Here is a 17,669-nt window from a genome sequence, read left to right on the forward strand (position 1 = left end):
TCAGTTCCCTTCCGGTTCCAGCCGCCCCGCCCCCCCGGCCGCGATGTCGCGCGCCGAGGTCACGAAGCGCAGCAGCCGCGCGGGCCCGCGCTCGGGCCGCGCGCGCACGGCGGCCAGCACGACGGAGCCGGCCACGGCCACGCCCGTCAAATGCTCGGCCGGGGGAACCACGGGCTGGCCCTCGGGCGCCATGCTGCCGCCCGACCAGAAGGCGCCCACCGCCGCCCAGGCCTCCGCGCTGCGGAAGGCGGCGGCCTCGGCGGCCGCCATGGCGGCGCGGCGCGTCGCCTCCTCCGGCCAGCGCACCCAGGCCTCGGCGGCCAGCAGCGCGGCCTCGTCCACCGGCTGGCGGCCGGGGTCGGGGATGGCGCGCGCGCACATGCAGGCCCACCACACCGCCTCGCGCCGCGGCAGGGCATGGGCGGCGAGGCGCGCGGCGTCGCTGTGGCGTTCCAGCGCGACCAGCCGCGCCACGCCCGCCGTGGCATCGGCCAGGCCCTGCAGGGCCTCCTGCCCGGCCTCATCCAGTTCGAGGCGTAGCAGCAGGGGTTCGAGCGGCACCGCCATCTTGTCGGGGGGCGTCTTGTCGGGGGGGGCGGCCATCAGTTGATCTTCACCAGCGGCGCCTGGATGGTCATGATGCCATTCGCCTTGTGCGTGACCATCACGCCGGAGGTCTCGAGGCTCAACGACGCCTTCACCGTGATCATCATGGCCTCCAGCTCGATTCCCATGGGCGTCATGTGGATCTTGCTGCCGCCGCAGGTCAGCGTGATGGACTGCATGGCCTCGATCTCGATCTTGCCGAGGCTCGCCTTGGTCGAGATGTTGCCCAGTTCCACCAGCGTGGACTGGTTCCCCATCGAGACCTTGGTGTCCATGTTGCCCATCTTCACCAGCAGGCTTTCATTCCCCTGCGTGATGGTGGCGCCGCGGTCGAGCTTCACCGTCTCGGTGTGCTTGCCGTCCACCGTCTCGGTGCGGTGGCGCCTGATCGTCTCCGTGCGGTCGTTCTTGACCAGCAGCGTCATGTCCTTCTCGGCCTGGACGTGGATCTCCTCCGAACCCTTCTTGTCCTCGAAGCGCAGCTCGTTGAAGTTGGACGGCCCTCCCCCCTTGCTGGAGCGCGTCTTGAAGCCTGATTGCGTCTTGTTGGCCGGCAGCGCGTAGATGGGCTTCTGCTCGGCGTTGTAGACGCTGCCGATGATGACGGGCCGGTCGGGGTCGCCGCTGACGAAGGCCACCAGCACCTCGTCGCCCACGCGCGGCAAGGTCCAGGACCCGCCCCAGGCGCCGGCGAAGCCCTGCGCCACCCGCACCCAGCAGGAGGAGGCATCGTCGCGCGGGCCCGCGCGGTCCCACAGGAAATGCACCTTCACCCGGCCGTATTCGTCGCAATGGATCTCCTCGCCCTGCGCGCCGGTGACGATGGCGCTGTGCACGCCGGGCATGGGCGGGCGCGGGCGCGGGGCGGCGGGGCGCCAGGGCCGGTCGGCCGCCATCAGCACCAGGCGGCTGGAATAGCCCGCGGTGCCATCGCCCGCGAGCTGCGTCTCGTCATAGGCCTCGTGAACCACCTCGTTCAGCAGCCAGGTCAGCGGCGAGGTGGCGTCCAGCCCGTGCAGCACGCGCACCCGCCCGCCCGCGAAGAGGGTGGGGTCATTGCCCGAGGCCGAGACGAGGTCCGCGCCGGCCTCATACCCCTCCATGCCGAGCTTGGCGGGGTCCGCGTCGGGCCGCGCCGCGGTGCCGCCGGGCCATTGGTAGATCTCGAAACCCGTGGCACCCGGGGAGGTCAGCACCGTCGCGGCCTCCTTCTCCAGCAGGCGGGAGGGGTTCAGCCCGTCATGGTCGTCCAGCTTCATCTTGCCGGGCCGAAGCGCGGAGACGGGGCGCCATTCGGTCAACGCGCCCATCACATCCGCATCGGGCCGGATCACCTGGGGGTCGCCGGGCACCAGCGGGTAGTCGGCATTGGCGCCGCCGATGACGAGGGTGTGCGCGCTGTCCGTGTGCTCGAAGAAATAGCCGCAGCCCACCTCCTCCAGCAGGCGCTGGGCGAAGTCGAGGTCAGTCTCGTTGAACTGCACGCAATAGCCGCGCGGCGTGGTGGGCACCGAGCCACCCCAGCGCACCGGCGCCACCTGGTGCTCGCCCAGGATCGTGCCCACGATGTCCTTGACCGACTTGTCCTGGAAGATGCGGCAATCCCCGGTGCGGGAGAGCATCCACAGCGTCGGCACCGCCTCGATCACATAGGAGGCGAGGCCCCGCCCATAGGGCCCCAGGCGCGAGAAGCTCCGCACGATGGCGTGGAAATGCCGCGGGGCCACATGGCCCGTGGTGACGGTGCAGGTCACGGGCTTGCCGATGAGGGCGGAGGGCGCGAGGTCCATCTCGGTGGAGATGACCTCGGCGGACAGCGCGAAGGGCGCGCCGATGGCCTCGCGCACCGACAGGCGGCGCAGCACCAGCGCATCCGGCCCCAGCGCGGTGCTGATGCTCAGAAGCCGGCTGGTCTGGGTCATCTCCAGCGCGCCGCTCAACCGCTCGCTCCCTTGGTTTCCTCACGGAGCATAGGCCGGAGGCGCGCCGCACTGGAAGCGCCGGTCACCGCGGCGCCCCCGCCAGCGGGAAGGAGCGCAGGTCGCGCTGGGCGGAGCGGAACACCGCGTCCTGCCGGTGCTGGCGCTCGGCCGCCAGTTGCGGCACGCGGCGCGTCACCCATTCCCCCAGCGCGAGCGCCGAGACGCGCCCCTCCTGGTCCGCCGGCGCGCGGCCGGTCAGCCCTTCCCTGACGGCGAAGGCGAAGACGCCGTTGCGGTCGTCATAGCTGTCCAGCGCCTCCTGCACGGAGGTGCTCGCGGCCAGCAGGAAGCGCCCCGTCTCGTTGCCGAGCGCCGCGAGACTATCAATGGTGAGCTGCCCGGCATGGCAGGTATCAATGAACAGGAAGCCGTCCCGCGCGCGGATGCGGGCCAGCGCCGCCACCAGCGCGCCCTCGTCCAGCGCGCTGCGCTGCAGGGCCTGCATGTCGGCGCTGGGGGCCGCGACCTCGTGCGGGAGGAAGAGGAAGCGGCGGTCGCCCTCGGCGCGGATGCCATGGCCCGCCAGATACAGCACGAAGGTGTCCTCGGGCCGCGCCAGCCGGGCGGCGGCGTCCAGCGCGCCCAGGATGTTGGCGCGGGTGGCCTGGGCATCGGTCAGCAGGGTGGCCACCACCTCGCGGAAGACGCCCGTGCCGCGCGCGCGCAGCGTCTCCACCACGGTGCGCGCATCGGCCACCGCGAAGCGCAGGTTCAATTCGCGCACGGCATATTGGTCCACGCCCACCGCGACGACGATGAGGCGCCCCGCGCCGGGGGTGGTTGTGGTGCCGCCGGCGCGGCGCAGCTCCAGCGCCGGCCCCTCGGCAAACAGCGCCTGGTCGTCGGCGTAGAGCCGCGCCGCCACACGGTTGGGGCCGGGATCGAGCGGCACTTCCAGCTCGCCCCGGCCCGGCGTGGTGGGGCTGCGCATCGCGAGCCGCCCGTTCACCATGACGTCGAGCGGACCGAGCCCCAGGCCCCGGTCGGAAAGCGTGAAGGAGAGGCGCAGCGCGGTGGCCTCGCCCGGCAGTTCCGCCGTGCCCCAGGGCAGGGCCACGCAGCCCTCGGGGGTGACGGCGCAGGCCTCGCCGGGCGCCAGCGCCGGCAGGCGGCCGATTCGGGCGCGCACATCGCCCAGCTCCGCCATGCGGGCCTGGGCGGGCCGCGCATCGCCCACCAGGCGCGCGCGCACGGCGGCGGGCGCGAAGAGGGCGCGGTAGGCCTGCTGGAAGCTGGCCCATTCCGGCGTCTGCGCGCGGCCATTGTTGAGGTGGACCCCCACCAGTTCCTGCCCGCCCAGGGGGGCGTGGTCGAAGAGGCCCTCGGGCGTGAACATCGCCCAGCGCACGGCATCGGCATGGACGAAGAGGGCCGCGCGTTCCTCCATGCGGGGCCCGTCCAGGCCGATCCAGCGCAGCGTGCCATCGCCCAGCGCCACCACGGCCACGCCCTCCAGCGCCACCACGCCCCAGGCGGTGGCGGGCAGCGGCAGTTCCGCGATGAGGCGGCCCTGGCGGTCATAGCGGCGCAGCGCGGTGTCCCAGCCCAGCAGGAAGCTCTCGCCATCGGGGGCGATGGCCAGGCTGCGGCTGAACTCGCCGGGGGCGTCGGGCAGCGGGCGGCCATTGAGGCGGGGGCGGTCGCGGTTCTGCCAATCCGTGATTTGCAGGCGGGGGGCCTCGCGCCGGGCGCCGGCCAGCCCCTCGGCCCCGCCCGGCTCCAGCCGCCCGGCGGCGGCGTCGAAGCGGAGCCGGGGGCCATGCGGCGCGAGGGCGAAGCCCAGCACCCGCCCATCCGCGCTGGCCATGAGCGCCCCGCCCGTCGCGCGGAAATCGGCGCTGGGCGCGGTGGGCGAATGCGCCAGCGCGCCATCGGGCGTGATGCGCCCCCAGCCCGGATCGGCGGCGGCGAAGGCCACGCCCCCCATGGGCAGCGGCAGCAGATGCGCGATGGCGTCGCGCGCGGCGGGGATGTCGCGCGGCGGGCCCAGCCCGAAATCCGCCCAGCGGCGCACCACGAAGCCGGGCTGGCCGGGCACGGACGCCGCGGCCCGCGCATAGCCCGCGGCATGGAGCTGCACGCCCCCCTGCCCGTCGCCCGCCCAGGTCACGGCGGGCAGGCCTTCGCCCACCAGGCGCGAGGTGTCCGGCGTCAGCACCGGGGCGAGGTCGGCGCCGGAGATCACCTCCACCCGCAGCCGGTCCTCGAAGCCCACCGCCAGCAGCGTGCCATCGGGCGACCACGCCACCCCATAGGGCCGCGCGCCCTGCACCGGGGCGCGGGCCGCCACCCGCCGCCCCTGCCCGTCATGCAGCCGCACCTGCCCATCGGCCGAGGTGGAGGCGAGCCGCCCGTCCCGCGCGAAGGCCACCATGCGCGCCGCGCCCTGCCAGCCCTGGCTGTCCTCGAAGAGCAGCCTGCCCTGCCGGGCGTCGAAGACGCGGATGCCCGCGCGCCCGCCGAGTGCCACCGCCAGCCGCGCCCCATCGGCCGAGATGGCCATGTGCAGCACGGGCGCCGGCAGGCCGGGCAGCCGCGCCAGCATGCGCCCCGTGCCCGTGTCGAAGAGGTAGATGGCGAAGGCCCCGTCCCAGCCATGGCCGGTGAAGCCCGCCGCGAAGGCGCGCGTCCCGTCGGGCGTCAGCGCCACCGCATAGAGTTCGCCCTCGCCGCGCGGCCCGATGGGCGGGCGCAGCACACCCAGCGCCGCGCCATCCGGCAGCGACCAGAGGCGCAGCGTCTTGTCATCGCCCACCGAGGCGAGCAGGCGCCCCGCCGCATCGGTGGCCAGGCGCGAGACCGGCGCGCTGTGGGCGCCCGCCTCCACCCGCAGCACCGGCTCGCGCGGGGGGTCGGCCCGGGCCGCGCCGGCCCAGACCAGGGCCAGCGCGAGAAGAAGCCAGGCGGCGCGCACCTAGCCCGCCAGTTCGAAGCCACCCGACTGCGCAAGGCGCTCCACATTGCCCAGGCTGTCGTTGAAGCCCTCACGCCGCACCAGGTTCGTGGCGGCGAGGCTGCGCACGTCCCCGCCCGCCACCTCGGGCGACTGGCCGAGCGTGGCGGCCTGACCGCGCGTGGTCTGGAAGGCCGAGGTGGGCGCATAGCCGCGCACGCCCGAGGAGGTCTCGACCAGGGTGAAGCCGTCGCGGCCAGGACGGGCCGACACCACGTCGCGCGCATTGATCTGCGCCACCTGCGCGCTGCTGCTGCTGGGCGTCAGCCGCACCGGCACGGCTTGCCGCGCGGTGACGCGCACGGATTGCGAGCGGCTGGCCACGGCGCGCTGCACGCTGTCCTTGCCGCCGGGCACCACATTGTCCACGGCCGTGTCGAACTCCGCCGCGCGGGTGCCGATGCGGCCGCTGATGGTGCGGGCCAGCTGGATGTCGCGCTCGGTCCGCGCGCGGATGTCGGCCATCTGCGCCTGGCCCGCCGGGCGGCTGAGACGGCCCTCGCGCACCGCGACCCGCACGCGCTCGGCCGAAAGGAAGCGGCAATCCATCAACTGGTTGAAGGCGACCTGCGTGCGGTCGAGCTGCGCGTTCTCGCGCGAGAGGTCGTTCACGATCTGCGCCGTCACCGCCGCCTGGTCCTGCGCCTGGCGCTGCACGGCCACCCAGTAGCCCGTGGCGGCGCCGGCCGCGCCGCCGGCGACGGCGCCGATCAGCGCGCCCTCCCAGCGGCCGGAGGCGAGGCCGCCGATCAGCGCGCCGCCCACGGCGCCGATGGCCGCGCCCTGCAGGATGGTTTCGCCATAGAAATCGCCGGTGCTGTCCAGCGCCACCAGCTCGGTACGGCAGGCGTCGCGCCCGTCATCGGCGCCGATGCGCCCGGCCTGGGTGCTGACGCAGGCGGAGAGCATCACGGCCGCGGTCAGGGCGGCTGTGGCGCGGTACATCGGGCGCGGCATGGCGTTTCATCCCCAGGTTGTGGGGCGAGCGTAACGCGCGGAATGCGGGAAAGGCCAGAGGCTTCGGCGCCTCAGGAAATCTCGCGGATCAGCTTGGCGCGCAGCGAGCGCGTCAGGTCCATGCGGCTGTCGGCCTGGAGGACGAAGGCGCCGGGGCCGCCGATCACGTCGCGTTCGTAGATGGCGGCCAGATTCTCCCCGCTCCGCGTCAGGCCGCCGGGCGCGATGGCCAGCGCGTTCACCACCATGCCGCGCCGCACCACGATGTCGCGCGCGATGGGCGCGGGGCGGTGGCTGCGCATGTCCCCGGCATCGCCCGAGATGTCCATCACCATGCGCTCCCCGGTGAAGGGGCCCTCGCGCAGCATATGGCTCGCGTGGTGGATGGCATCGCCGATGGCGTTCCAGGATTGCGGCGTGCGGGGGGCGCCCAGCAGCGCCTCGGCGAAATCCTGCGCGCTGGCGATGCCGCCCACGCGCATCCAGTCCACCACCACCTGCGACCCGCCGGGCGTGCCCCATTCCAGCGCGGCCAGCCCGATGGCGCCACGCCGGCCGGAGGCGATGGCGGCCAGCACGGCGGGGTGGGTGATGGCCTCCGCATAGCCCTCGCGCTGGAGGCGAAATTCCTCCTCCGCGATGGAGCCCGAGGCGTCCATGGCCAGCACCAGCAGCACATCGAGCTGGGTTTGCGACTGCGCGCGGGCGGGCGCGGCCAGCAAGGCGGGCGCGGCGAGCAGGGCCCGCCGGACGAAGGGTGGTGCCATGGGGGACCTCACGGCGCGAATGAAGCGCGAGCCTAGCGGTGCGGCCCCTGGCCCTGCCAGTGAAATACGCGGGATTCAGCGTTGTCGGCGATCCCGCCTCAACGCATCCCGGCCACGTCTGACGCCGGGATTCAACGTTGTCGGCGATTCCGCCTCAACGCATCCCGGCCTATGCCTTCAGCAGCTTCTTCACCCCATTGGCCATGGGGCGCTTGCCCTCGCCCACATAGGCCTCGTGGTTGTCCTCGATGAAGGCGGGGTCGTAGAGGTAGTTCACCATAAGGCCGGCACTTTCGCGCATCCCCTTCTCGGAGGTGTCGCCGCGCCAGTTCACCCGCTCCACCCGTGCGCCGTTGGAGAGGTGGAAATGCGCCACGGGGTCGGCCGCGCGCTTGGGGTCGCGCGCCCCCTCCACCGCGACCCAACGCGCGCAGAGCCGCGTCAGCACGCCTTCCAGCGCCTTGTTCGCCGCGGCGTCCAGGTTGCGGCGGCCCAGCAGCAGATGCAGCGCGGTCAGCGGCGCGACCTCGGGCGCGGCACCGCTGGCGGCGCGGAGGGCGTTGGCCTCGTCGGGCGTGAGCAGCGTGGCATCGCCCGCCTCCTCGCTCTTGGAGAGCCAGCGGCAGAAGCCCGGCACCGGCGAGAGGGTGGCGAATTGCCTGAGGTTCGTGAATTCGCGCCCCAGCACCTCCACCACCCGTTTGATGAGGAAGTTGCCGAAGGCGATCCCGTCCAGCCCGCGCTGGCAGTTGTTGATGGAGTAGAAGATGGCGGTGTCGGCCTGGGTGGGGTCCAGCACGTCGGCCGTCGGGTCCAGCAGCGCCTGCACGCTGGCGGCGAGCCCCTTCACCAGCGCGATCTCCACGAAGATCAGCGGCTCCTCCGGCATGCGGGGGTGGAAGAAGGCGTAGCAGCGGCGGTCGGAATCGAGGCGGTTCTTGAGGTCGTCCCAGCTTTCGATGCGATGCACCGCCTCATAACGGATCAGCTTCTCCAGCAGCGCGGCGGGCGAGTTCCAATCAATTCGGCGCAGTTCGAGGAAGCCCACGTCGAACCAGGCGGCCAGCAGCCCGCGCAGGTCGGCTTCCAGGGCGCGCAGCAGCGGGTCGCCCTCGGCGGCGCGGAGCAGATCCTCGCGCAGATCCACCAGCAGGCGCATGCCGTCCGGGATGGCGGCGAACTGCTGCAACAGCCGGATGCGGGGCGCTTCCAGCGCGCGGCGCATCCGCACCTTGGCGGCGGCGCGGGCGGCGGGGTCGGGTGCTGCGCTCCAGGCGGCGATGGCCTCCTCGACGGATTTCTGGTCGGCGTCGAAGCCGGCCAGGGTGCGAAGGAAGGCGAGGCGTTCCTCGCGCGGCAGGCTGCGGTAGGCGGTGGCCAGCAGGGCGGCACGGCCACGGGCCGAGACCTCGCCCCCCTTGCCCGCCAGGCAGGCGCGCATCTGGGCCGCGATGTCGAGGTTCTCGGCCTCGCGCGGCCCCACGCGATCCGCCATGTCGCGCCACAGGCCCGTGACGCGGCGGAGCGCGCGGTCCATCAGGGTTTCGCCGGCAGGCAGGACCGTGTCAGGCATCATCGTCTCCGTCAGTCCGGCAATGTAGCGCGGAAATATCCGGAAACAAAGGACGATTGGGCCGCTTCCAGGCTTTCGGGCAAGTCCTCCGCCAGCAGGCCGGGACCGGCGTGGCGCGCGGCGGCACCCTGCCACCAGGCGGCGGCGGCGGCGGCCTCGAAGGGCTCCATCCCCTGCGCCAGCAGCGCGGCGGCCATGCCCGCCAGCACATCGCCCGTGCCGCCGGTGGCAAGCCAGGGCGGCGCGCCATGGTTGATGACGAGGCGGCCATCGGGCGCGGCGATGAGGGTGTCGCTTCCCTTCAGCAGCACCACGGCGCCCGTCCGCGCGGCGGCGGCGCGCACCGTGGCGGGCCGGTCCTCGCCGGGCGGGCCGAAGAGGCGCGTGAACTCGCCCGCATGGGGGGTGAGGAGGGCGGCGCCGGACAGCAACTCGGGCGCCCCGGCGCAGGCGGTCAGCGCCCCGGCGTCCAGCACCGTGGCGCGTCGCGCGGCGTGCAGCGCGGCCAGCGCCGCGCGGGTGGCGCCATCGAGCGGCAATCCGGGGCCGGCCAGGAAGACGGCGCGCGGCAGGGCCTCGATCAGCGCAGCGAGCGGCGCCTCGCTGACCAGCATTCCCGGTTCCGCGAGGCGCAGCCCGCGCGCCAGGCCAGGGTCCGCGCAGGCCAGCGTCACCAGCCCCGCCCCGGCGCGCCGTGCCGCCTGGGCGGCGAGGCGTGCGGCGCCCGGCATCTCCGTCCCGCACAGTACCACCACATGCCCACGGCTGTGCTTGTGCGTGGCCGCGCCGGGCCGGGGCAGCGTCCAGAGCGCCGGGCCATTGGCGAAGGCGCGCGGGGCGATGGCGTCCAGCACGTGGGCGGGCAGGCCGATATCGGCCAGCGCCACCTCGCCGCAGAGGTCGCGCCCCGGGTTCAACAGATGCCCCGGCTTGCGGCGGAAGAAGGTGATGGTCAGCGCGGCCTGGGGCGCGAAGCCGCGCACGGCACCCGTGGCGCCGCAGACGCCGGAGGGCATATCCACCGCCACCAGCGGCGCCGCGACACCCCGCAGCAGGTCCGCCAGCCCCGGCTCCAGCGGCCGCGCCAGCCCGGCGCCGAACAGCGCGTCCACCACCAGCCCGGCGCGCGCGATCGTGGCCGCGGTCAGTGGTCGCACCGGCCCCCGCCAGCGCGCGGCGGCACCGGCCGCATCGCTGCCCGGGCGCGGCGGGGCCAGCGGGGCCACCGCCACGCCCCATCCCGCGCGCTCCAGGTGTCGGGCGGCCACATAGCCATCCCCGCCATTGTTGCCCGGCCCGGCCAGTACCAGCACGCGGCAGGGGCGGAAGCGCGCCTGGATGGCGCGGGCCACGGCGCGCCCCGCCGCCTCCATCAGCGCGGGGCCGTTGCCGGCCAGCCGGTCGGCCTCGGCCATCTCGGCGGGGGTCAGCAAGGCCAGGTCGGATCGGGTGGACATATGTGCCAAACCCCTTAAGAATGCCCAGAGAATTGAGGGAGGACGTTGAGATGAAAAAGGCTTTCCGCACCGAACGCAGTGCCGCCGAACTCTACGCCGATGATCCCGAACGCGCCGATGCCCTGGTGTGGAACCGGCGCGGCGCGCTGAAGGGCGCCGCGCTGGCCGCCATGGGCACCGCGGTGGGCGGCGCCATTTCTTTCTCGGCCCAGATGCCCGAGGGCACGCTGCCCGCCCTCTTCACCCGCCCCGCCGCCGCCCAAGGCGCCTCCGGCCCGCAGATGATGCGGATCGACGGCAAGGTGGAGATGATCCTTCAGGGCGAGCGCCCGCTGGTGCTGGAAGCGCCCGAGACCGCGCTGGACGATGCCGTCACGCCCAACGACAAGATCTTCGTCCGCAACAACGGCCAGCTCCCCGAGGTCGCGTCGAACCCCGATGGCTGGCGCGTCACGATTGACGGCGAGGTGAACACCCCACTGACGCTGACGGTGGCCGAGTTGCGGAGCCGCTTCCAGAACGTGACGCTCCAGCTCCAGATGGAATGCGGTGGCAATGGCCGCGCGCAGTTCCAGCCGCAGACGCGCGGCAACCAGTGGGGCAATGGCGCCATCTGCAACGCGGCCTGGACCGGCGTGCGCCTGCGCGACGTGCTGCGCGCCGCCGGCGTGAAGGACAGCGGGCGCTACACCGGCCATTTCGGCGCGGACCCGCATCTGTCGGGCGCCACCGACCGCGCTGCCATCAGCCGTGGCATGCCCGTCGCCAAGGCCATGGACGAGGACACGCTGATCGCCTTCGCGGTGAATGGCGGGCCCATCCCGCACATCAACGGCGCGCCCGTGCGGATGCTGGTGCCGGGCTGGCCGGGCAGCCTCAGCCAGAAGTGGTTCACGCGCATCACCCTGCTGCCGCAGCCGCATCGCGGCCAGGGCATGGGCGGCACCAGCTACCGCATGCCGGTGCGGCCCATCGTGCCCGGCAGCAGCAATGACGGCGCGGATTTCGCGGACATGACCTCCATGCCCGTGCGGTCCATCCTGTCCTCGCACGCGCATGGCACGCGGCTGGCGGCGGGCACCCGCAGCCTGGACCTGCGCGGCGCGGCCTGGGCGGGCGACCATACGGTGCGCGCCGTCCATGCCAGCGTGGATTTCGGCCAGACCTGGACCGAGATGCGCGTCGCCGCCCCCGCCAACCGCCATGCCTGGCAGCGCTGGGAAGGCCGCGTGGCCCTGCCCTCCGACGGCTATTACGAGGTGTGGTATCGCGCCACCGACAGCGAGGGCCGCATGCAGCCGCACGCGCCCGCCAACTGGAACCCGCAGGGCTATGGCGCCAACGCCATCAGCCGCGCCGCGATCCTGGTGGGCTGATGCTGCGTCAGCTTGCCTTCGCGCTGATGCTGGGCGGGGGCTTGGCCCTCGCCCCGCATGTCATCGCCCAGACCAGCCTCGACCAGGCGACGCAGCCCACCGAGGAACCTTCCATCCTCCCCGCCGGAGAGGGGCAGGAAGAGGTTTTCTACGCCTGCACCGCCTGCCACAGCACCGCGATCATCCGCCGCAGCCGCTTCAGCGAAGCCCGCTGGGACGAGCTGATGACCTGGATGACCGAGGTGCACGGGATGGCACCGCTGGAAGGCGATGAGCGCCGCCTGATCGTGACCTACCTGGCCCAGCATTTCGGCCCGGCCCAGACGCGCCCCGGCGCCCGCAACCCCTTCCTGAACTGAAGGACCGCGTGGCGCTCACCATCGCCTGCCTGCACACGGGCGCCTCCAACGCCGCGCTGTTCGACGCCGCGGCCGCCGCCCTGCCCGGCGGCGCCCTGCGGCTGACCCATGAATGCCGCCCCGAATGGCTCCGCACGCCCGATGCCGCGCTGCTGGAAGAGGTGGCGGCGCTGCTGCGCGCCATGGCCCAGGGCGCGGATGCCGTGCTGCTGACCTGCTCGACCATCGGCGAGGCGGTGGAGCGGGCGCAGGACGCCCCCCGCCCCGTGCTGCGCGCCGATGCCGCGCTGGCCGCCGCCGCCGCGCGTTCGGGCGGCGAGGTGACGGTGCTCTATGCCGCGCCCAGCACGCGGGCCAGCACCTGGAAGCTGTTCTCCGAGGCCGCGGCGCAGACCGGCGCCGATGTCGGGCTCTACGGCGTGCCCGGCGCCTGGGCGCTGTTCCAGGAAGGCAAGTTCGAGGAATACCACGCCGCCATCGCCCAGGCGGCACGCGGCCGGCGGGGGCGGGTGGCGCTGGCCCAGGCCTCCATGGCCCCCGCCGCCGCGCTGCTGCCCGAGGCCCCGCCTCTGACCGTGCCGGGCACCGCCGTGATGGCCGCGGCGCGCGCTGCGTTGCAGCATCGCAAAATGGGGTAGGGTGGGTCCGCGAATCGGACCAGCAGGGGGACGGCCATGGCCTTCGTCATCACCGTCGCGCAGCAGAAGGGGGGGGCGGGCAAGTCCACCCTGGCGGCCAACCTCGCCGTGGCGCTGGGCGAGGGCGGCGGCCGTGTCGCCCTGCTCGACACCGACCCCCAGGGCACGCTGGCGCGCTGGCAGGCGCTGCGCGGGGCCGATGCCGGGCCGCTCGCCTTCGAGGCGCCGGCCGGCTGGCGCGTGCAGGGCGCCTTGGACCGCCACCGCCGCGAGGCCGATTTCGTGGTGATCGACACGCCGCCCCATGCCGAGACCGAATCCCGCCTGGCCATCCGCGCCGCCAACCTGGTGCTGGTGCCGCTGCAACCCTCCCTGCCCGACCTCTGGGCCAGCGAGGCCACGCTGAACCTCGCCGAAGCCGAGCGCCGCGACTATCGCCTGGTGCTGAACCGCATGCCGCCCACCGGCAAGCTGCGCGACGTGATCCTGGGCGAGCTCGCCCGCCGTGGGTCGCCGGTGCTGGAGGAGAGGCTGGGCAACCGTTCCGCCTTCGCCGCCGCCTTCGCCCTGGGCATGGGGGTGACGGAAAGCGAGCCGCGCGGCATGGCGGCGTCCGAGATGCGGGCGCTGGCGGCGGCGCTGCGAGGCTTCACCCCCTGAACTTTCCGAGGCGGGAACTTTCCGCGCGGGGTCATTCCAACAGTGGCAGTCAGGGATTAGCTTGGTTCCATGATCTCCAACCTCGCCTACACGCTTCACCTCGTCTTCGCCGTGCTCTGGGTCGGTGGCATGGGCTTCGCGCTCATGGCGCTGCGGCCGGCGCTGGCCACGCTCGAACCCGCGCAGCGCATGGCGCTGATGGGCGGCGTGCACCGGCGCTTCTTCCTGGTGGTGTGGCACGCCGTCGCCATCGTGCTGCTGAGCGGCTATTGGCTGCTCTTCGGCTATTATGGCGGCTTTCGCGGCGTGGGCTGGCATGTCCACCTGATGCACCTCACGGGCATCCTGATGGCGGCCGTCTTCATCGCCATCTTCACCGGGCCCTGGAAGCAGATGCGCGCCGCACTCGCCGCCGGCGACACTTCGGGTGCCGCGGCCGCCAATGACCGCATCCGCCAGCTCATCCTGGTGAATTTCGTCCTGGGCATCCTCACCGTCGGCGTGGCGGGCTGGGGTCGACTGGGATGAGCCTTCCCGCGGGCATCTCCATCAGCGACGACGACTATCCGGAGCTGGAGGCCGTCGCCGCCATCCAGCGCGGGCTGCACGGCTACAACCAGGAGATGGGCGGGCCCTATGACCGCGAGCCGGTGACGGTGCTGGCCCGCGACGAGAACGAGGTGGTGAAGGGCGGCTTGCTCGGCCTCACCTACTGGAACTGGCTGTTCATCGACTGGCTGTGGCTCTCGCGCGAGATGCGCGGCAAGGGGCTGGGCACCGAGCTGCTGGGCCGCGCCGAGGCCCTGGCCCGCGCGCGCGGCTGCACCGATGCCTACACCGACACCTTCAGCTTCCAGGCCCCCCATTTCTGGGAGCGCAATGGCTGGCAGGAGGCGGGGCGGCTGGATGGCATGCCGCCCGGCCATTCGCGCATCTGGTATCGCAAGAAACTGTAGGAAACACCGTCCATGAAAGCCGCCGTCGTCACCGAGCAGGGTCTCGTCGTGAAGGAAGTGCCCGTCCCCAAGCCGGGACCGGAGCAGGTGCTGATCCGCCTGCGGGCCATCGGGCTGAACCGCGCGGACCTGGGTGTCGCCGCCGGCCACAAGCACGGCGCCATGGGCGGGCCGGGCGCCATCCCGGGCCTGGAGGGCGCGGGCGAGGTGGTGGAGGTGGGCAGCGAGGTGCCGGACAGCGTGCGGCCGGGCATGCGCGTCATGGCCTCCATGGCGGCGTCCTATGCCGAATATGCCCTGGCCGATTGGGGCCGGGTGGCGCCGGTGCCGGACAGCAACCTTTCCTGGGAACAGGCGGCCACCCTGCCCATCGCGCTGCAGACCATGCATGACGCGGTGGTGACGCACGGGCTGTGCAAGCCTGGTGCCGCCATCATGATCCAGGGCGCCTCCTCCGGCGTGGGGCTGATGGGCTTGCAGATCGCCCGGCTGATGGGGGCCTCGGTGGTGGTCGGCACCTCCACCAACCCGGAGAAGCGCGCGCGGCTTTCCGAATTCGGCGCGACGCTGGCCGTGGACACCAACGACCCCGCATGGGTCCAGCAGGTGCTGGACGCCACGGGCGGGCGCGGCGTGGATGCGGTGGTGGACCAGATCAGCGGGAAGCTCGTCTCGCAGACGCTGGCGGCGACGGCCATTCTCGGGCGCATCGTGAATGTCGGGCGGCTGGGCGGCGCGGTGGCGGAGTTCGACTTCGACCTGCATGCCGCGCGGCGCATCAGCTATATCGGCGTCACCTTCCGCACGCGCAGCGTGGCCGAGGTGCGCGAGATCGTCCGCCGCATGCGGGCCGACCTCTGGCCAGCGCTGACCGAAGGCAAGCTCGCCTTGCCGCTCGACCGCGTGTTCCACCTGGACGAGGTGGCCGAGGCGCTGGCCCACATGAAGGCCAACCGCCACTTCGGCAAGATCGCGATGGTGACGACGTGAGGGCTTGGCTGCTGGCGGTGGCGGCGCTGCCGCTGGCCCTGCCCGCCGCCGCCCAGCCCACCACCTATTGCAACGGGCGGCTGACGGCCGAGGGCTTCGAGGTGCGCGGCACCACGGGGCAAAACCCCCGCTCGCATTTCGTGGCGCATCTGCGGAACACCCACAGCGTGCCGCTCCGCGTCGTGGTGCTCTTCACCGGCGATGCGCTGGGCCGGCCCGCGGGCACCCCGCGCAGCCTGCCCCCCGGCGCCACCTGGTCGGTGCCGCTGGGCTACCAGAACCGCCGCCCCGGCGTGCCGCCCATGACGCCCGACCGTCTGGCGGCGGCCACGCGGATCAGCTGCCAGTAGCCGCGACGGGCACCCAGACCTCGCTGCGGCGGAGTGCCGGGATGGTCCAGGGCGGATCATAGAACCAGGCGCCGCCCGGGCCGGTGGCGCGCCAAGGGGTGCCGGCCAGCTCCGCCTCCAGCGCCGCCCGCGCCGCCGCCACCGCCTCCGGGCTGGGCAGGCCGGCGAAGCGCCGCACCGCGACCAGCGCCTCGGGCAGTTCCCGGATGGTGATGGCGGGGTCACGCGGGAGGGGCAGGGTGGCGCGGCTGTAGCGGGCGGGCATGAAGAAGCCGATGCGCCAGGCATCGCCCTCGGCCACTTGCGCGACGGGGGCCGTCATGCCGATGCGCTCGCCGGATTGCGCCACGGGCGCGGTCATCCCGATGCGCTCGGCGGCGGCATTCTCGCCGAAGATGAAGGCGGCGAGCGGGCGGAAACCCTGGTTGCGGGCCGCGGCCTCGTCGCCACGGACCACCACCTCGGCCAGCAGGCGCGGGGCGTAGCGGCGGATTTCGGTCTCGCCCTCGCGGGCCATCACGGTGAAGGCGGGTTCCTCGGTGGAGCGCATGCCCACCACGGAACACGCCGCCAGCAGGGGCGCAAGCAGCAGGGGGACAAGGCGCCTCATGGCTCCTCGCGGAAATGCAGCATGATGGCGGTGCCGAGCTGCACCGAGGCGAAGGTCAGCCCCAGGAAGAACCACAGCAGCAGCAGCGGGAAGGGGTGCTCGGGCGCGCGCAGCAGCAGCGTGCCGATGCCGTGCAGGTCGGTGTGCAGCAACGCCGCCACGAAGCCCGCCGACAGCAGCGCGCCGATGCCGATATGCCAAAGGACGAAATGGAGCGACATGGCCCAGCATGTCGCCCCGCCGCCGCTCTTCGCAACACCTCAGTCGGGGCAAGGCATCAGTCGGGCCGCATCCCGGTGCGGCGGATCACCGCCTCCCAGCGGGTGGCGTCGGCGCGCAGGCGTTCGCCCAGCGCCTCGGGCGGTTCGGTGACGGGCTCGATGCCCAGCGCGTGCAGGCGCTGCGTCACCTCCGGCAGGGCCAGCACCTGGACCAGCGCCGCATGCAGTCGCGCCACCACGGCGGGGTCCGTGCCGCGGGGCGCCACCAGCCCATGCCAACCGGCCACGGCCAAGCCCGCGAAGCCCGCTTCGGCGAAGCTCGGCACATCGGGCAGGGCGGCGGCTCGGCTCGCGGTGGAGACGGCGATGCCGCGCAACTGCCCCGCCCGCACGCGGTCCGTGATGGCGCCGATGTTGATCATGACGCCCTGCAACGACCCGCCCATCAGATCCACCAGCGCCAGCGCGCCGCCGCGATAGGGCGCGTGGATCACCCGCGTCTCGCTGGCCTGTTGCAGCAGTTCCAGCAGCAGGTGTGACAGGCTGCCATTGCCGGGCGTGCCGACGGCCAGCGGCTCGGCCCGGCTGGCGGCGACGAAGCCGGCCAGGTCGCGGATGGGGGAATCCGCGCGCACCACCAGGATTTGCGGGACCGAGGTGGCCTGGGCGACGGGCGCGAAATCCTGCACCGGGTCGAAGCCCAGGTTGCGGAACAGGGACCGGTTGATGGACAGGCTGTCCGAGCCCGCGACCAGCGTCAGCCCATCCGGCCGCGCGCGGGCGCCCAGCGCATAGCCGATGTTGCTGCCGGCGCCGGGGTGGTTCTCCACCACGATGTTCTGCCCCAGCACGGGGCCGAGATGACGGGCGAAGAGGCGCGCCACGATGTCCTGGCTGCCACCTGGCGCGACAGGGACGATCAGGCGGATGGGGCGGTCGGACTGCGCCAGGGCCGGCGCGGCGAGGGAGAGCGCCGGCAGGGCGGCAAGGAGGGAACGGCGGTGCATGGATGGTGTCTCCGGACAGTGGGATGAAGGGGTGGGCGGGTTAATCCACCTTCCGACATCGTTCTTTATCGCGGGGAAATGGCGCATCCATGGGCGTTATATACGCGTGCGCATTCGTGGAAAACAAGATGCAATTCCCGATTGCGCGTGCGCCTTTTAAAAACCCTCCTCGCGCGTGATGTGCGCCCCTCATGCCGCACTTGTTTC

General features: G+C 73.0%; 18 protein-coding genes. 8 read left to right on the forward strand and 10 right to left on the reverse strand.

Going from position 1 to position 17,669, the window contains the following annotated elements:
* The 7 genes from GGQ83_RS01620 to GGQ83_RS01650 all read right to left on the reverse strand — a co-directional run bounded on the left by GGQ83_RS01620 (nt 1) and on the right by GGQ83_RS01650 (nt 10,295).
* Entirely contained in the window at nt 1-603 is a 603-nt protein-coding gene (locus tag GGQ83_RS01620; protein ID WP_184381849.1) for a DUF6931 family protein, read from the reverse strand.
* On the reverse strand, nt 603-2,528 hold the full coding sequence (locus tag GGQ83_RS01625) for a type VI secretion system Vgr family protein (RefSeq protein ID WP_184381850.1): 1,926 nt from the start codon (nt 2,526-2,528) through the stop codon (nt 603-605). The genes GGQ83_RS01620 and GGQ83_RS01625 overlap by 1 nt, the downstream gene beginning before the upstream one ends.
* An 82-nt stretch (nt 2,529-2,610) precedes the next feature.
* Nucleotides 2,611-5,502 carry a caspase family protein gene (locus GGQ83_RS01630; RefSeq protein ID WP_184381851.1) on the reverse strand — a complete coding sequence of 964 codons (2,892 nt, stop codon included), beginning with the start codon at nt 5,500-5,502 and terminating at the stop codon, nt 2,611-2,613.
* Nucleotides 5,503-6,486: a YMGG-like glycine zipper-containing protein gene (locus GGQ83_RS01635; RefSeq protein ID WP_184381852.1), complete on the reverse strand. Its 984-nt coding sequence runs from the start codon at nt 6,484-6,486 to the stop codon at nt 5,503-5,505.
* A gap of 83 nt (nt 6,487-6,569) precedes the next feature.
* Nucleotides 6,570-7,265, reverse strand: coding sequence for a DUF1194 domain-containing protein (locus GGQ83_RS01640; protein WP_184381853.1), 696 nt, complete (start codon nt 7,263-7,265; stop codon nt 6,570-6,572).
* Nucleotides 7,266-7,434: 169 nt separating this feature from the next.
* Nucleotides 7,435-8,838 carry a malonyl-CoA decarboxylase gene (locus GGQ83_RS01645; protein ID WP_184381854.1) on the reverse strand — a complete coding sequence of 468 codons (1,404 nt, stop codon included), beginning with the start codon at nt 8,836-8,838 and terminating at the stop codon, nt 7,435-7,437.
* Between the two features lie 11 nt (nt 8,839-8,849).
* Entirely contained in the window at nt 8,850-10,295 is a 1,446-nt protein-coding gene (locus GGQ83_RS01650; RefSeq protein ID WP_184381855.1) for an NAD(P)H-hydrate dehydratase, read from the reverse strand.
* Between the two features lie 50 nt (nt 10,296-10,345).
* On the opposite strand from GGQ83_RS01650, the gene GGQ83_RS01655 reads away from it, so the two are divergent.
* From GGQ83_RS01655 to GGQ83_RS01690, 8 genes are all read left to right on the forward strand, one after another.
* Nucleotides 10,346-11,671: a sulfite oxidase gene (locus GGQ83_RS01655; RefSeq protein ID WP_184381856.1), complete on the forward strand. Its 1,326-nt coding sequence runs from the start codon at nt 10,346-10,348 to the stop codon at nt 11,669-11,671.
* Entirely contained in the window at nt 11,671-12,030 is a 360-nt protein-coding gene (locus GGQ83_RS01660; protein WP_184381857.1) for a cytochrome C-552, read from the forward strand. The genes GGQ83_RS01655 and GGQ83_RS01660 overlap by 1 nt, the downstream gene beginning before the upstream one ends.
* Nucleotides 12,031-12,038: 8 nt before the next feature.
* Nucleotides 12,039-12,668 (forward strand): Asp/Glu racemase, encoded by a 630-nt coding sequence (locus tag GGQ83_RS01665; RefSeq protein ID WP_184381858.1) that lies wholly within the window; start codon nt 12,039-12,041, stop codon nt 12,666-12,668.
* A 36-nt stretch (nt 12,669-12,704) separates the two neighbouring features.
* Nucleotides 12,705-13,328: a ParA family partition ATPase gene (gene parA, locus GGQ83_RS01670; RefSeq protein ID WP_184381859.1), complete on the forward strand. Its 624-nt coding sequence runs from the start codon at nt 12,705-12,707 to the stop codon at nt 13,326-13,328.
* Between the two features lie 69 nt (nt 13,329-13,397).
* On the forward strand, nt 13,398-13,856 hold the full coding sequence (locus GGQ83_RS01675; protein ID WP_184381860.1) for a CopD family protein: 459 nt from the start codon (nt 13,398-13,400) through the stop codon (nt 13,854-13,856).
* Nucleotides 13,853-14,284 (forward strand): GNAT family N-acetyltransferase, encoded by a 432-nt coding sequence (locus GGQ83_RS01680; protein WP_184381861.1) that lies wholly within the window; start codon nt 13,853-13,855, stop codon nt 14,282-14,284. The genes GGQ83_RS01675 and GGQ83_RS01680 overlap by 4 nt, the downstream gene beginning before the upstream one ends.
* Nucleotides 14,285-14,296: 12 nt before the next feature.
* The gene (locus GGQ83_RS01685; protein ID WP_184381862.1) at nt 14,297-15,274 is read left to right on the forward strand and encodes a zinc-binding dehydrogenase; all 978 of its coding nucleotides are present in this window, start codon (nt 14,297-14,299) and stop codon (nt 15,272-15,274) included.
* On the forward strand, nt 15,271-15,624 hold the full coding sequence (locus GGQ83_RS01690) for a hypothetical protein (protein ID WP_184381863.1): 354 nt from the start codon (nt 15,271-15,273) through the stop codon (nt 15,622-15,624). The genes GGQ83_RS01685 and GGQ83_RS01690 overlap by 4 nt, the downstream gene beginning before the upstream one ends.
* Here the strand turns inward: GGQ83_RS01690 and GGQ83_RS01695 are convergent.
* The 3 genes from GGQ83_RS01695 to GGQ83_RS01705 are packed head-to-tail and all read right to left on the reverse strand — an operon-like array spanning nt 15,611 to nt 17,462.
* The gene (locus GGQ83_RS01695) at nt 15,611-16,234 is read right to left on the reverse strand and encodes an SOUL family heme-binding protein (protein ID WP_184381864.1); all 624 of its coding nucleotides are present in this window, start codon (nt 16,232-16,234) and stop codon (nt 15,611-15,613) included. The two genes, GGQ83_RS01690 and GGQ83_RS01695, sit on opposite strands and share 14 nt — an antisense overlap.
* Nucleotides 16,231-16,455: a hypothetical protein gene (locus GGQ83_RS01700; protein ID WP_184381865.1), complete on the reverse strand. Its 225-nt coding sequence runs from the start codon at nt 16,453-16,455 to the stop codon at nt 16,231-16,233. Before GGQ83_RS01700 ends, GGQ83_RS01695 begins: the two co-directional genes overlap by 4 nt.
* A gap of 56 nt (nt 16,456-16,511) precedes the next feature.
* The gene (locus GGQ83_RS01705; RefSeq protein ID WP_184381866.1) at nt 16,512-17,462 is read right to left on the reverse strand and encodes a Bug family tripartite tricarboxylate transporter substrate binding protein; all 951 of its coding nucleotides are present in this window, start codon (nt 17,460-17,462) and stop codon (nt 16,512-16,514) included.
* Nucleotides 17,463-17,669 lie beyond the last annotated feature (207 nt).

Source organism: Roseococcus suduntuyensis, assembly GCF_014196305.1.
Taxonomy (GTDB): domain Bacteria; phylum Pseudomonadota; class Alphaproteobacteria; order Acetobacterales; family Acetobacteraceae; genus Roseococcus; species Roseococcus suduntuyensis.

What these genes read in the sequence shown, in the direction of transcription:
- GGQ83_RS01620 (WP_184381849.1), bottom strand. Translation starts at nt 603, where the DNA reads ATGGCCGCCCCCCCCGACAAGACGCCCCCCGACAAGATGGCGGTGCCG.
- GGQ83_RS01625 (WP_184381850.1), bottom strand. Translation starts at nt 2,528, where the DNA reads ATGACCCAGACCAGCCGGCTTCTGAGCATCAGCACCGCGCTGGGGCCG.
- GGQ83_RS01635 (WP_184381852.1), bottom strand. Translation starts at nt 6,486, where the DNA reads ATGTACCGCGCCACAGCCGCCCTGACCGCGGCCGTGATGCTCTCCGCC.
- GGQ83_RS01640 (WP_184381853.1), bottom strand. Translation starts at nt 7,265, where the DNA reads ATGGCACCACCCTTCGTCCGGCGGGCCCTGCTCGCCGCGCCCGCCTTG.
- GGQ83_RS01645 (WP_184381854.1), bottom strand. Translation starts at nt 8,838, where the DNA reads ATGCCTGACACGGTCCTGCCTGCCGGCGAAACCCTGATGGACCGCGCG.
- GGQ83_RS01650 (WP_184381855.1), bottom strand. Translation starts at nt 10,295, where the DNA reads ATGTCCACCCGATCCGACCTGGCCTTGCTGACCCCCGCCGAGATGGCC.
- GGQ83_RS01655 (WP_184381856.1), top strand. Translation starts at nt 10,346, where the DNA reads ATGAAAAAGGCTTTCCGCACCGAACGCAGTGCCGCCGAACTCTACGCC.
- GGQ83_RS01660 (WP_184381857.1), top strand. Translation starts at nt 11,671, where the DNA reads ATGCTGCGTCAGCTTGCCTTCGCGCTGATGCTGGGCGGGGGCTTGGCC.
- parA (WP_184381859.1), top strand. Translation starts at nt 12,705, where the DNA reads ATGGCCTTCGTCATCACCGTCGCGCAGCAGAAGGGGGGGGCGGGCAAG.
- GGQ83_RS01675 (WP_184381860.1), top strand. Translation starts at nt 13,398, where the DNA reads ATGATCTCCAACCTCGCCTACACGCTTCACCTCGTCTTCGCCGTGCTC.
- GGQ83_RS01680 (WP_184381861.1), top strand. Translation starts at nt 13,853, where the DNA reads ATGAGCCTTCCCGCGGGCATCTCCATCAGCGACGACGACTATCCGGAG.
- GGQ83_RS01685 (WP_184381862.1), top strand. Translation starts at nt 14,297, where the DNA reads ATGAAAGCCGCCGTCGTCACCGAGCAGGGTCTCGTCGTGAAGGAAGTG.
- GGQ83_RS01695 (WP_184381864.1), bottom strand. Translation starts at nt 16,234, where the DNA reads ATGAGGCGCCTTGTCCCCCTGCTGCTTGCGCCCCTGCTGGCGGCGTGT.
- GGQ83_RS01700 (WP_184381865.1), bottom strand. Translation starts at nt 16,455, where the DNA reads ATGTCGCTCCATTTCGTCCTTTGGCATATCGGCATCGGCGCGCTGCTG.
- GGQ83_RS01705 (WP_184381866.1), bottom strand. Translation starts at nt 17,462, where the DNA reads ATGCACCGCCGTTCCCTCCTTGCCGCCCTGCCGGCGCTCTCCCTCGCC.